Source organism: Rhodocytophaga rosea, from assembly GCF_010119975.1.
GTDB lineage: Bacteria > Bacteroidota > Bacteroidia > Cytophagales > 172606-1 > Rhodocytophaga > Rhodocytophaga rosea.
This window is the reverse complement of record NZ_CP048222.1, coordinates 5,808,708-5,823,033: the sequence shown is the minus strand read 5'-3', so window position 1 is coordinate 5,823,033 and position 14,326 is coordinate 5,808,708. Positions and strand designations below refer to the sequence as shown.

Below are 14,326 nucleotides of genomic sequence, written 5' to 3'. Positions count from 1 at the left end.
TTTTTTGCTTTGCAAACCCACCTTGATCCAGGAGACCCTCTTTCGGGATGGTTGCTTTTGACTATAGTCTCAGGCACCTCCCTTATAATCTATCTGGTATTTTTATTTATTCTTCTTTTACTTTCTGCATTGGTTTCAGGTGCAGAAGCCAGTTTTTTCTCATTGTCCGCCCAGGAGCAAGTTCAAATCAGAGAGAATTCCGGAAGGCTGCAGAAAATCATTAATAAATTATTTGATGCGCCTAAACTATTATTAGCTACTATTCTGATAGTCAATTATTTTCTTTATATATCTATAATTGTATTCACAGTCTACCTTACCCGGGAAATAAGTGGAGAAATTACAGGTACCACTCTAATATTTTTGATTTTAATTACTACATTCTGCATAGCTTTTTTTGGGGAAATTATGCCCAGGGTATATGTACATGAACGTAAACTCTTTTTTATCCGTAGCACTGCCCTGTTATTATACATAAGCAGCTATTTGTTCAGGCCACTTTCCTGGATTCTGATCGGCATTGGTAATCTGATAGATGCCCGGAGTGAGCAAAAGAAATACAAAATATCAGTAGAGGATTTAAACTATGCCCTCGAAATCACTACCGGTATGGAAGCAACAGAAGAAGAACGGGATATATTAAGAGGAATTGTCAATTTTGGTAATATATCTGCCAGGCAAATTATGCAGCCCCGGATGGACATTACCGCTTTTTCTGCGGACCTGGATTTTCATGAACTCATGGATAAAATCAATAAGTCTGGATATTCTCGTGTTCCTATTTACAAAGAAACCATCGATAAAATTGAAGGCATTCTCTATATCAAAGATTTACTTCCGCATATTGATAAAGACGAAAATTTCCGCTGGCAACAATGGCTAAAAGCTGGCTATTTCATTCCGGAAAACAAAAAAATTGACGACCTGCTGGAGGATTTTCAGGAGAAAAGGGTGCACATGGCCATTGTGGTAGATGAATACGGAGGTACAGCTGGTTTAATTACCCTGGAAGATATCATTGAGGAAATTGTAGGAGAAATTAATGATGAATTTGATGAGGCAAATGATTTATATACCCAGCTGAATGATTCTACTTATATCTTCGAAGGGAAAACCTTATTAAATGACTTTTGCAAAGTGATGGAAGCGGATAATACAGTTTTTGATGAAGTAAAGGGAGATAGTGAATCATTAGGCGGCTTATTACTCGAATTGTTCGAACGCCTGCCAAGGGTTGGCGAAAAAACCAGTTACGATAAGTTTTTATTTACCATTGTATCTGTAAACGCCAAACGGATCAAAAAAGTAAGAGTAGCTATTGAACCTAAGCAGAAGGATAGTGTTACCAAAATAAGTGCCTGAGTCACCATAAAAATGCGGGTGAATTATCTGTATAAACCAGCTACTATATTCAATTCAATATACAATCTATTATTCAGTACTATGCTTTTGCGTAAAGGTCAGTTATTCTTGATATTCATATCCTGCGGTGGATTATTTTTGTTTACCGCTTGCGAGGAAGAAGCGTATGTTCCCAAACCCAAAGGATACAACCGGATTGATCTGCCAAAGCCAGCCTATATTCCTTTGCAGGAGAAGCATCCTTACTTTTTTGAATATTCGGCTCACGCCAAAATCTTAAAAGATACGTTTGCGCTTTCCGAACCCCACTGGATTTATGTGTATTATCCCCAGTTGAAAGCCAATGTGCAGATTACCTATAAATCTATCAACCAGGACCCTAAAAAATTTCAGGAATACATTAATGATTCTTATAAGCTTACCTCAAAGCATCAGATTAAAGCCGCTTCCATTGAAGAAACGGTTGTTAAAACGCCTACTGGTAAAACAGCCAATATCTTTGAACTGGAAGGAGAAGTACCCAGCCAGTTTCAGTTTTATGTGTCCGATTCTACGACACATTTCTTCCGGGGCGCTTTATATTTCCGGACGGCTACCAAAAATGATTCTTTGGCACCAGTGATTGAGTATGTAAAATCGGACGTGCTTCATATGTTGAATACGCTGGAATGGAGGGAATAAAATTTTTGTAATTCTAATTTTATTAAAAGAAGACTTGTTTATTTGTTGAATAATGGCTCATTACATTCAAGCAATTAGTTTGATTTGAGCCATATAACAGAAAAGCCTTCAATACCGGATGAGTAACTTTTTTGATACCAGGATAGAATTTCTAAAAGGGGTAGGTCCACAAAAAGCTGCCTTACTTAATACTGAACTACAGATTTTTACTTATGGCGATCTTATCCAGCGTTATCCCTTCCGCCATGAAGACCGTACAAAAATTTATGCCATTAGTGAGATCTCCGAGAGTATGTCTTTTGTCCAGATTAAAGGACAGATATACCAGCACGAGACGGTGGGTGAAGGGTATAAAAGCCGCCTGGTAGCCTATTTCACAGATGGAGATGAGGAAATGGAATTAGTATGGTTTCAGGGAGCTGCCTGGGTGAGCAAGAATCTGAAGAAAAACACCGATTATCTTATTTTCGGAAAACCTCAGTTCTTTAATGGCAAGATCAGTATTCCACACCCGGAAATGGAACTGTTTGAAGAGGGACAAAATTCAGTAGGTTTTCTTCAGCCAGTATATAATGTGACTGAAAAGCTGCGTAAAAAGTTTATAGATAGTAAAGCCATTGCTAAAATGATGCGCCAGGTGCTCGACCAGGCCGGAAATCATATCCGTGAAACATTAACTCCAGAGTTGATTCATTCCCATCATTTGCTGTCAAAGAAAGAGGCCATGGAAAATATTCACTTTCCGGGCAGCTATAATTTATTGGATAAAGCAAAATACCGGCTCAAGTTTGAGGAATTGTTCTATACCCAGCTCAAACTGATCAAAACTAAATTTATCCGTAAAACGGTTTATAAAGGCCAGATATTCAAGCAGGTTCCTACACTTACTACTTTCTACAATGACCATCTTTCGTTTGACTTAACTAATGCCCAGAAGCGGGTAATTAAGGAAATTTATAAAGATTTTTGCTCGGGTAAGCAAATGAACCGGCTATTGCAGGGTGATGTAGGAAGCGGCAAAACCATCGTTGCTTTTATTTGTATGCTGATGGCACTGGATAATGGGGCACAAGCCTGTTTGATGGCACCTACCGAGATTTTAGCTGATCAGCATTATTATGGCTTAAAAGAATATGCCGATCAACTGGGGATTACCATTGATAAATTAACTGGCTCCAGCAGCATGGGTCACCGGAAAGTTACCCACGAATACTTACTATCCGGCGATATTAAAATTATTATCGGAACACATGCCTTACTGGAAGATAAAGTACAATTCAAAAATTTAGGATTGTGTGTTATTGATGAACAACACCGGTTTGGCGTAGCACAACGTGCAAAACTTTGGAGTAAAAATGAAGATGTCTATCCGCATATTCTGGTGATGACTGCTACGCCTATTCCCCGTACACTGGCCATGACATTATATGGCGACCTGGATGTATCGGTTATTGATGAGCTTCCAGCCGGAAGAAAACCTATACGCACTGTTCACCGCTATGATGCGCACCGCTTACGGGTATTTGGATTTTTAAGGGAACAAATTCAACAGGGCCGGCAAATATATATTGTGTATCCGTTGATTGAAGAGTCAGAAAAACTGGATTATAAAGATCTGATGGACGGCTACGAAAGTGTAGCCAGGGCATTTCCGGAATGCCAGCTCAGTATTGTGCATGGCCGAATGAAGGCAAAAGACAAAGATTATGAAATGCAGCGTTTTGTAAAAGGCGAAACGCAGATTATGGTGGCTACTACCGTAATAGAAGTTGGCGTAAACGTACCCAATGCCTCTGTAATGGTAGTTGAGAATGCAGAACGTTTCGGGTTAGCGCAATTACACCAGTTACGTGGGCGGGTTGGCCGGGGAGCCGATCAGTCGTATTGTATATTGATGACAGATTATAAACTCACCACCGAGGGAAGAACCAGGATAGAATCGCTCGTAAAAACTAATAACGGATTTGAAATAGCTGACATGGACCTCAAACTCCGCGGTCCTGGCGATCTGGCTGGTACCCAGCAAAGCGGCGTGCTAGATTTATTAATCGCCGATTTAGCCAAAGATGGAGCTATTGTTCAACAAGCCAGGGAAGCAGCACAGGCCATGCTGGAAGCCGATCCTGAACTTGAAGATGCCCAGAATGCGGTGATTAAAAATCATATCCTTTCACTCCGGAAAGACGAAACCAACTGGAGCCGTATCAGTTAAGTTTTGTATAAAAAGGGTAAATTTTATCTTCGGAAACCTTTTGCTAATAAATTGATTTAGTATAGCATGTTATCGTTTATTTCCTTCCTATCCTGGATTTATTTATTGGCAGAGCCTGCACATGAGTTTCACACCAGTCTGGCACAGATTCAATACAATACAACTACAAAATCCTTTGAGGTAAGCCTGCGTGTGTTTACTGACGACCTCGAAGCAGCACTGACCAGAGAAAATAACAATCAGAAGGTAAGTATTTCAGATACCAAACTTGCAGATCCATTCATTGAAAAGTATATAAATAAACATCTGCTCATTCATACAAAACAGGGCCATAAACAGCAAATGACGTTTGTAGGAAAAGAAATTGAAGTAGATGTAACCTGGATATATGTTGAAGTATCAGCTACTGATGACCTGGGAGGTCTGCGTATACAGAATACGATTCTGACAGAGTTATTTGATGACCAAGTAAATATTGTAAACCTGAATTATCTGCGGAAAACGTCTACCTATTTATTTAAAAATGGGCAGACGGTACAAGATGTAGGAAATTAGCTTAATTTTCTAATAAATCTGAGGGATAAGTAAAACGAGGAGTAATTAATTTAGAAGTATATCATTTAGGACGGAATATCTCAAATTCTACCCTTCGGTTGATTTTCTTATCTGCATCTGTTTTTTCCTCTACAATAGGCATCGTATTTCCATAACCTTTAGCCTCTATCCGATTATCTTCCATATTGCCCTTCTTAATGACATAGCTCTTTATTGATTCTGCCCGGCGTTGTGAAAGTTTCATATTCGAATTGGCATCTCCCTGTGAATCGGTGTGTCCTGATATTTTTAACTTAAAGTCTGGGTGATCCAGCAAAAATTCTACGACTTTATTCAGATCCTTCATCATGCCGGGCTTAATTTCAGCGCTGTTCTCTGAGAATTCAAGAGAAGCAAACTCCCATTTTTTCAGATCGATATGAGGCGTTTCGATATGAATAGCCGTATCTCCTACCAGCCTGAAGGTACGTTCAATCCGGAAGAAATCTTCTCCGGTAATAATTACCAGGTAATCATTATTCCGGATCAGATCAAAATCATATGACCCATCCGGACGCAGGAATTTGGGGGCAACTTCAATATTATTAGTAAGATCTATAATGGAAACAATGCCAGTAAAAGCAGCTCCTGAAATAGAATCTTTTACAGAACCCTCAAACTTAGTGATCGCTCCCGGCTGAGCTTCCATGGGTAGTGGAAAAGAAAACAGGTCCATATTTTTAATATCGTCATGTTCGGACCGGGCATAAAATAAATCTTTAGACTGGGAGTCAATAGTAAAATAATACTCACTTCCTCTGCCATTTACCAGAGGACCAATGCTTCTGGGTTCTTGCCACATGCCTTCAATCTTGTAACACTTATATATGTCAAAATCGCCAAAATTGAGCAATTGTCCATTTGAGCTGAAATACAACACATCGAACTGCGGATGATAGAAAGGACTTACTTCACTTTGTCTTGTGTTAATAACCGGACCCATATTCTGTGCAGGTGCCCAGCTGCCATCTGCCCGTTTGAATGTAAAATATAAGTCCGACAAGCCAAATCCACCTAACCGGTCGGAAGCAAAAAATAAGGTATCTTCATTATGAGAGAGAGCCGGATGAGAATCCCAGGCAGTACTGTTCACCTGCGGCCCCAGATTCCGGACATTGCCCCAGGTACTGTCAGGCTGGAGTTGGGCTACAAAAATGTCGCAATTACCATAACTCTCCGGACTGGCACACCGTGAGAAAAACAAAGTGCGTCCATCTTTACTGATTTTCGCTGAACCTTCGTTATAACGGGTATTGATGGTGCTTAAAGACTGAGCATCTTCCCAAATGTCGTCTACCTTACGGGTGTAATAAATATCTTCGTTAACTACTGTATTTACCCCTACCTTTTTCACATTTCTTTTGGATGTAAACAACAATGAGTTGTTATCTTTACTCAATGTCGGGCCATAATCGGCATATTCAGAATTTACTCCATAGCCCATATTCAGCAGTACTCCTACCGGCGGACGAAGCGTATCAATTGATTTACGGTACTCAACTAATTCATAATAATATTCTATCGGAACGAAATAATCGGTATCATATTTAGACAGAGAATCATAATACAATTCCACTTTGCGGATATCACCCCGGTGATGCTTTAATACAAGCCTGTATAGGTATTTGGCTTTTTCTATATCATCTAATAATTCTACTAATTTGGCAAGCCGCCACAATAAAGGGGTATCGCGGTAAAAGTTCTGTATACCAAAACTCTTTACATAATTTGTTAGCATGGCATAGGCTTTTTCCCATTCTTTCTTCTTTTCCAGCTTATCAATCTGCTCTAATATTTTGCCATCCTGATAGTAAGGAATCTTGTTAATATTCGTAAATTCAAACTGAGTTTGAGCGGTTCTTGCTAAGCTATCCCTTGCTGCACTTTTTATTGCTTTGGTTCTGTACTTTGCTTTAGTATATTGCTGACACATAGCTGGGGTGTAACTATATAAAACAGCAGCAGTGAAAAGTAATATTACATATTTACTGACTTTCATATAATTACTGTTTTTGGTATGTGCATATTCAGTTATGTATACAAAATTTAGTCAGAAAATTAGTATAAGTATAATTAAAATAAAATTATACTGATCATATAGGTGAAAGTAATGCTTTCATTTGTAGCCTTTTCTGGCATAGGACTTGCAACTTTACCATATTTATTACGAAACCATTTACACTTCAGGAATACGTGCCAGTATGGCATAAGATGTTTCCTGCTAATTAACGAGATGAAATATAAAAATCATAAATTGTATCAGACTGTATTATTGCCCGAAGCCGCTGATGATGATGCTGTTGAGATGATTCCCCTGTTGTCGCCGGAAGAAGAGGAAGAAATGGATAAGTATAAAATCCCTGACGAACTGCCAATTCTGCCTGTTAAAAATACAGTATTATTTCCTGGTGTAGTAATTCCCATTACTGTAAGCCGCCAGAAATCGATACGCCTGGTGAAAAAAGCATATAAAGGGAGTCGCATTATTGGAGTGATTGCCCAGGCAAATACGTCTAGAGAAGAACCAGGTACTGAAGATCTCTATAAGATTGGTACTGTAGCCTATATTCTCAAGATGCTTGTGCTGCCAGATGGCAATACAACCATTATTATTCAAGGAAAAAGGCGTTTTGAAGTAACCAACTTTATTCAGGAAGAACCTTATATTACAGCCAAAGTAACGCTTATTCATGAAAACTTTCCTGATAGCAGCAAGCGGGAAACCAAGGCATTGGTACGGTCTCTGAAAGATGCAGCTTCCAAGATTCTGAAACTCAATCCTGAAATTCCTCAGGAAGCGCAGATTGCCCTGGATAATATCGAGAGCCCCAGCTTTCTTACTCATTTCCTTTCATCGAATATTAATGCAGATGTAGCGGATAAGCAGCGTATTCTGGAAACTAATGACGGCATGCAACGGGCTACAACCTTGTTGCAATTTATGCTGAAGGATATACAATTACTGGAATTAAAACATGAAATTCAGAGTAAGGTGCACTCTGATATTGACCAGCAGCAGCGTGATTATTATCTCCGCCAGCAAATCAAGGTATTACAGGATGAATTAGGGTATGAAAGCCAGGACCAGGAAATAGAAAACCTGCGGGCAAAAGGTGCAAAAAAGAAGTGGCCAGAAATAGTTGCCAAACATTTCAACAAAGAAGTAGACAAGATCACCCGCATGAATCCGGCAGCTGCCGAATATCCGGTAGCTATGAATTATGTGGAACTACTGGCTGATCTGCCCTGGGGAGAATATACTAAAGATAATTTTGACCTAAAAAAAGCAAAAAAGATTCTGGATGCAGATCATTATGGGCTGGATAAGGTAAAAGAACGCATTATTGAATACCTGGCCGTGTTGAAATTAAAAAACAACATGAAAGGTCCTATTCTTTGTTTATATGGACCTCCCGGCGTAGGTAAAACTTCTTTGGGCCGCTCTATTGCCAAAGCCTTGCATCGTAAATATGTCAGAATGTCATTAGGCGGGGTGCATGATGAAGCGGAGATCAGAGGGCACCGCAAAACCTATGTAGGAGCTATGCCAGGAAAGCTAGTTCAGAATATTAAGAAAGTAAAATCTTCTAACCCAGTCTTTATTTTAGATGAGATTGATAAAGTTTCTTCAGATTTCCGGGGTGATCCTTCCTCTGCACTACTGGAAGTATTAGACCCGGAGCAGAATTTTGCCTTTATGGATAATTATCTGGAAGTGGAATATGACCTTTCCAAAGTATTATTCATTGCCACGGCTAACTCTCTGGAAACCATTCATCCGGCTTTACGGGACAGGATGGAAATAATAGAGATTAATGGCTATACCCTGGAAGAAAAAGTACAAATTGCTAAAAGCCATTTGATTCCTAAGCAGAAAAAAGAACACGGCCTGGGAACCAAAGATGTAACTTTCGATACTAAAGCCATTGTAAAAATTATTGATGATTATACCAGAGAATCTGGTGTGCGGAATCTGGAACGCAAAATAGGAGCTGTTATCCGGAAAGTTGCCAAATCAATAGCTATGGAAGAACCTTATAATAAGGTTATACAGGCAAAAGATGTGGCTAAATTGCTCGGCAGTGAAATATTCGACAAAGAATTATATCAAAGCAACGAAGCTCCTGGTGTGGTTACCGGCCTGGCCTGGACACAAGTGGGCGGTGAAATTCTGTTCATTGAATCTAGTTTGAGCCGGGGCAGAGGTAAACTAACTCTTTCCGGACAACTGGGAGATGTGATGAAAGAATCTGCCATTGCTGCTTTGTCTTATTTGCGGGCGAATGCTGAGGCCCTCGATATCGATTACCGGGTATTCGACCAGTTTGATCTGCACATACATGTACCAGCTGGTGCTGTTCCTAAAGATGGCCCTTCTGCAGGTATTACGATGTTTACTTCTCTGGCTTCCGTATTTACCCAGCGTAAAGTAAAAGACCGCCTGGCTATGACTGGTGAAATTACGCTCAGAGGCCGGGTATTACCGGTAGGTGGTATTAAAGAGAAAATTCTCGCCGCTAAACGGGCTGGCATCAAAGAGATTATTCTGTGTTCAAAAAATAAAAAAGATATTGAAGAAATTAATTCATCCTACATCGAAGACCTGACTGTTCACTATGTAGATCATGTAGATGAAGTACTGGCCATTGCCTTGCTGAAAGAAAAAGTAAAAAATCCTTTCAACTTATCTGTAATAGAAAATAATGTTCCAGCTCCAGCATATGGTAATCCGGTTATTACAAGTGCTACGTTGGAAAAAAACTAATTACAATGTATTCTTAAACAAGAAAGGCTGCCTGGATAATAGGCAGCCTTTCTTGTTTGAAACGTAAGTTTATTTATCCTGAAAAGCGAGTTTTAAAATTCTGGGAGCGTCCTTTTCACTATACTCCCTAAGCCATACGTTGGCAGGCTGCACAGATAATATGGGCGCGAATTTACAGCGGTCAGTACATTCGGTTTTCACAATCTCCACTTCATCCTTTAAGCCTTTTTCTTTTATCAGGTCTTTCAGTTCTTTACACATATCCTTCCCTCCTCTTTTACCACATTTGCTACCTACACAAACATATATTGCTTTTTCTGGGGCATGAAATTTACTCATATCGATAACTTTGTTCTTCCTGAGGGCAAAGATACGATTTAGAAGTGTAACCGATGCATGATTGAATCTAATTCTAATCTCTTCTTTAAAATCAAACCAGGTATTTTTCCAGATATTTGGCCATTTCCTCTTGCATGCGTTTGGTTTCGTTAGCCGCTTGAACAGCAAAATCTTTTCCATTTGAGGCATAAATTACAGATCTGGAGGCATTCACCAGAAGTCCGCAGTACTTGTTCATCCCAAATTGGGAAAGTAGCGCCAGATCTCCACCCTGCGTACCTACGCCCGGTACCAACAGGAAATGTTCAGGAATAAGTTTCCGGATATGTTTGAATTGTTCTGCCTTTGTTGCGCCTACTACATACATTAACTGCGAAGCATCAGCCCACTTTGAAGAAACTGAAATTACTTTCTCGAATAGCATTTCCTCAGATGTTAAAGCAGTAGTCTGGAAATCGGCACTGCCAGGATTCGAGGTTAATGCCAGTAAAATAACCCATTTGTCAGGAAAACCAAGAAAAGGGGTTACTGAATCTTTGCCCATATATGGAGCAACCGTAATAGCATCGGCCTGCATCTGTTCAAAAAAAGCTCTTGCATATAATTGCGAGGTATTACCGATATCCCCTCTTTTGGCATCTGCAATTTTGAAAAAAGTATCAGGGATGTACTCGAGTGTCTTTTGCAGACTTTCCCAGCCTTTCGAACCTAAAGCTTCATAGAATGCCGTGTTTGGTTTATAAGCCACACAAAAATCGGCTGTTGCATCAATGATTTGCTTGTTAAATTCAAAAACCGGATCTTTCTCTGAATGTAGATGTCTGGGGATTTTCTGAAGGACTGTGTCTAAACCCACACATAAATAGGACTGCTTCTGCTTAATCTGATTAAAAATTTCTTCTTTGGTCATACGATGATTTGCGGTTTTCCGGTTAGGAAATGCAAATAAACAAAAATCCGGTGATAGCGTTATCACCGGATTCATATAGTATATCTAATTATACTAGTTTAAAACTATCTCAGGTTTAAAACTATCTCAGGTTTAAAACTATCTCAGGTTTAAAACTATCTCAGGTCAATTACTTCTACGCCTTTATACTTTGATTTATCGAAAGCAAAATAATTATCATCTATCTCAGTTGGGGTAAACTTTTGCACGGTATATAAATAACGGTTGCCATTTTTCTCAAACACTTTCAGACTTCGCATAGACTTATCTTTCTTATTGACAGTTAGTCTTACTTTGAACACCTGCTTGGTTTTATCTTCCGGTGTTAATTCTACTACCTCATAGATCTGCCCGGCTTCTTTGGTCTCCTCCAGGAAAGCATATTTATATCCCTGTTTATAAATAGTAAATATTTTACTCGGACTGATTTCATCTTCATCCGGCTCGTAATCCGAAATGTTTACTTCGTTCGCTTCTTTCAGATATGTCCACACCGTTGAGCCATTATTGATAATTTCCTGTTCTCCCATATTCAGATGATACTTAGCTCCTTTTACAGCCAGATCCCCTTTATATGTTTCATTTACACCGGTAGTTGGGCTTTCCAATGTATACGAAAATTGTGCTTTAAACGCAGGAATAGTTTTATATTTCTGACTCATGGCATCCAGGATTTCAGCAGCTCTTTTCTCTTTCTGCGCAAAGGCTGAACCTACACAAACGAATAGAAATACAAGTAAATACAATAGTTTTCTCATAGATTACAGTAAATGTCTTTTAGTGATATATAACAGACGATATTGGTCTGATTTTGTTTACATTAAGCAAACAGTGATATTAGTTATTATTCAGTTTATTCAATAATTGTTCCAAACTATTTTCATCCGGAATAAGCACTTCTCTGGCTTTACTTCCTTCAAAAGGACCCACTACACCAGCAGATTCCAATTGGTCAATGAGGCGGCCTGCCCGGTTATATCCTAATTTCAGCCTACGTTGCAGTAAGGAAGTACTCCCCTGCTGATGCGTTACAATCACTCTGGCAGCTTCCTCAAATAAAGGGTCCCGGTTAGATGGATCAAAATCGGCTTTTTCTTCGCCACTCTCATCACCCTCATACTCTGGCAGAATATAGGCTGAATCATAGCCCCGCTGATTGCCAATAAATTCACAAATACGGTCTACTTCTGGGGTATCCAGGAAAGCACATTGCAAGCGGATAATATCTGATCCATTCGACAACAGCATATCGCCTTGTCCGACCAGCTGATCGGCACCACCAGTATCCAGAATCGTGCGGGAATCTATTTTTGAAGTCACTTTAAAAGACAACCTGGCTGGAAAGTTTGCTTTAATGATACCTGTAATCACATTCACAGAAGGTCGCTGAGTCGCTACAACCAGATGGATACCTATGGCACGAGCCAGCTGCGCTAACCGGGCGATAGGTTGTTCTACTTCTTTTCCGGCTGTCATCATTAAATCTGCCAGCTCATCAATCACAAGTACGATATATGGCATAAACCGGTGTCCCTTTTCAGGGTTCAACCTTCTTTCCACAAATTTATGGTTATACTCTTTCAGATTCCGGCATCCAGCTTCTTTGAGTAAATCATACCGCATATCCATCTCAATACACAACGAGTTCAAAGTATTTACTACCTTTTTTGTATCTGTAATAATAGGCTCCTGTCCATCCGGCAACATGGCCAGAAAATGACGTTCGATTTTATTAAACAGCGTAAGTTCTACTTTTTTCGGGTCAACCAGTACAAATTTTAGTTGAGAAGGATGCTTTTTGTAAATGAGCGATGTAAGAATCACATTTAAACCTACCGATTTACCTTGCCCGGTAGCACCAGCCATCAGCAGGTGAGGCATTTTGGCCAGATCAGCTACATAGATTTCATTAGCAATCGTTTTTCCCAGCACCACAGGCAGTTCCATCGTACTTTTCATGAATTTTTCTGTAGCCAGTACCGAACGCATGGCTACCATTTCCCGGTTTTTATTAGGAACTTCAATCCCTATGGTACCTTTGCCAGGAATAGGTGCAATAATGCGTATACCTAAAGCAGATAAACTTAGTGCAATATCATCTTCCAGGTTCTTGATCTTGGAAATCCGGATACCAGCTTCGGGAATAATCTCATATAAGGTAACAGTTGGGCCAATAGTAGCTTTGATTGAAGCAATGCCAATACTGTAATTAGCCAGCGTTTCTACAATTTTGTCTTTATTTGCCTCGAGTTCTTCTACGCTTACCTGTACTTTATCTGTAGAATATTCATTGAGCAATTCCACCGGCGGATACTGGTACGATGGCAGATCCAGGGTGGGGTCGTAATTGCCCATATTTTTGATGAAAGGAACCGGATCATCGGCAATGTTTTCTAATTCCAGTTCAGTTTCTTCCGGAGCAGGCCTTTCTTCGATACTGAACTCGACATCAGCCTTTTTACTGCTGCCATTATTCCCATTGGTTCGCTGAATAGATAGGGCAGGGCTTCCATTGCTGGTAGCTGGTTTTAAGGAAGGAACCAGTATTTCCTCTTCGACTGGCATAGGCTTCGCCGGTTTCAGTACTGGTTCATGCTCATAGGCTACTGGCTCGTTTTTGGGAACAAATTTTACTTGCTCCTGAGTAGCGGTTTCTATTTCCTGAATAGTTTCGTTGATTTTCCGGTTAAATGCCTTAACAGTAGTAATGTCAAAAAAATAAATAGTAAAAACCAGAAGCGAGAATATAATCAGCAGCATTGTTCCCCAACCCATGAGTCCATCTGAAATGGCAGCTATTTCATACCCGATTCCTCCGGAGATAAACCCTAAACTGCTTTCTCCATCCAGACTCAGTACCAGATAGCCTAACAACAAGCTAAGCCAGATAATAGAAAACAGAGAAAATTTGGTTAACCGGTTGACAGGAAACAGCTCTCTTTTGAAAACAATTTTATAGCCTACAAAGAAAAATACAGGCACAAACAAAAAAGAGGCAATACCGAACCATTTGAAAATAAAAATATGTGAAACCACCGCTCCGGTTAAACGCATCCAGTTTTCGGCTTCCGCCCCGGATTCACGCACGGTTGTATCAAATACAGCATCAACTACACTTTGATCAGCCTTGCCGGTAAATAAATAAGAAATAAACGCAACAGCCAGAAACAACGAAATAAACATCAGTAAAAAACCTCCTGTTAATTCCAGGCGTCTGTCGGGCTTGAGTTTAATAGTACGCTTCACTTTTGGCGCTACAGTCGCAGAACCAGCATCAGCAGGCTTTTTTACATCATTGTCTTTTTTAAATGTATTTTCTTTAAACGTATTTTTTGCCATGTGAGCAACTCAAATGAAAGGTCAATAAAAATTCCAGAAAACGCTCCCTTATACTAAACCGAAAATGCTGTTCTGGATATTGTGG

At 39.7% G+C, this 14,326-nt stretch carries 10 protein-coding genes; 5 read left to right on the top strand and 5 right to left on the bottom strand.

Annotated features, from left to right (window positions below):
- Positions 1–9 precede the first annotated feature (9 nt).
- The 4 genes from gldE to GXP67_RS24050 all read left to right on the top strand — a co-directional run bounded on the left by gldE (position 10) and on the right by GXP67_RS24050 (position 4,810).
- On the top strand, positions 10–1,362 hold the full coding sequence (gldE, locus tag GXP67_RS24065; protein ID WP_197901558.1) for a gliding motility-associated protein GldE: 1,353 nt from the start codon (positions 10–12) through the stop codon (positions 1,360–1,362).
- Positions 1,363–1,443: 81 nt separating this feature from the next.
- Complete coding sequence (gene gldD / locus GXP67_RS24060) at positions 1,444–2,043, top strand: gliding motility lipoprotein GldD (protein WP_162445479.1); 600 nt, start codon at positions 1,444–1,446, stop codon at positions 2,041–2,043.
- A gap of 118 nt (positions 2,044–2,161) precedes the next feature.
- Positions 2,162–4,255: an ATP-dependent DNA helicase RecG gene (gene recG, locus GXP67_RS24055; RefSeq protein WP_162445478.1), complete on the top strand. Its 2,094-nt coding sequence runs from the start codon at positions 2,162–2,164 to the stop codon at positions 4,253–4,255.
- A 66-nt stretch (positions 4,256–4,321) separates the two neighbouring features.
- Positions 4,322–4,810, top strand: a complete 489-nt coding sequence (locus GXP67_RS24050; RefSeq protein ID WP_162445477.1) for a DUF6702 family protein — start codon at positions 4,322–4,324, stop codon at positions 4,808–4,810.
- Positions 4,811–4,871: 61 nt separating this feature from the next.
- Here GXP67_RS24050 and GXP67_RS24045 read toward each other — a convergent pair whose 3' ends face one another.
- Positions 4,872–6,782, bottom strand: coding sequence for an OmpA family protein (locus tag GXP67_RS24045; protein WP_232064551.1), 1,911 nt, complete (start codon positions 6,780–6,782; stop codon positions 4,872–4,874).
- 300 nt (positions 6,783–7,082) lie between these two features.
- On the opposite strand from GXP67_RS24045, the gene lon reads away from it, so the two are divergent.
- Positions 7,083–9,614: an endopeptidase La gene (lon, locus tag GXP67_RS24040; RefSeq protein WP_162445475.1), complete on the top strand. Its 2,532-nt coding sequence runs from the start codon at positions 7,083–7,085 to the stop codon at positions 9,612–9,614.
- A 69-nt stretch (positions 9,615–9,683) separates the two neighbouring features.
- Here the strand turns inward: lon and GXP67_RS24035 are convergent, their stop codons facing one another.
- From GXP67_RS24035 to GXP67_RS24020, 4 genes are all read right to left on the bottom strand, one after another.
- Positions 9,684–9,953 carry a (2Fe-2S) ferredoxin domain-containing protein gene (locus GXP67_RS24035; protein WP_162445474.1) on the bottom strand — a complete coding sequence of 90 codons (270 nt, stop codon included), beginning with the start codon at positions 9,951–9,953 and terminating at the stop codon, positions 9,684–9,686.
- Between the two features lie 91 nt (positions 9,954–10,044).
- Entirely contained in the window at positions 10,045–10,863 is an 819-nt protein-coding gene (gene pyrF / locus GXP67_RS24030; protein ID WP_162445473.1) for an orotidine-5'-phosphate decarboxylase, read from the bottom strand.
- Between the two features lie 155 nt (positions 10,864–11,018).
- Positions 11,019–11,660, bottom strand: a complete 642-nt coding sequence (locus GXP67_RS24025) for an outer membrane lipoprotein periplasmic chaperone LolA1 (RefSeq protein ID WP_162445472.1) — start codon at positions 11,658–11,660, stop codon at positions 11,019–11,021.
- Between the two features lie 79 nt (positions 11,661–11,739).
- The gene (locus GXP67_RS24020) at positions 11,740–14,241 is read right to left on the bottom strand and encodes an FtsK/SpoIIIE family DNA translocase (RefSeq protein ID WP_162445471.1); all 2,502 of its coding nucleotides are present in this window, start codon (positions 14,239–14,241) and stop codon (positions 11,740–11,742) included.
- Between the last annotated feature and the right edge of the window lie 85 nt (positions 14,242–14,326).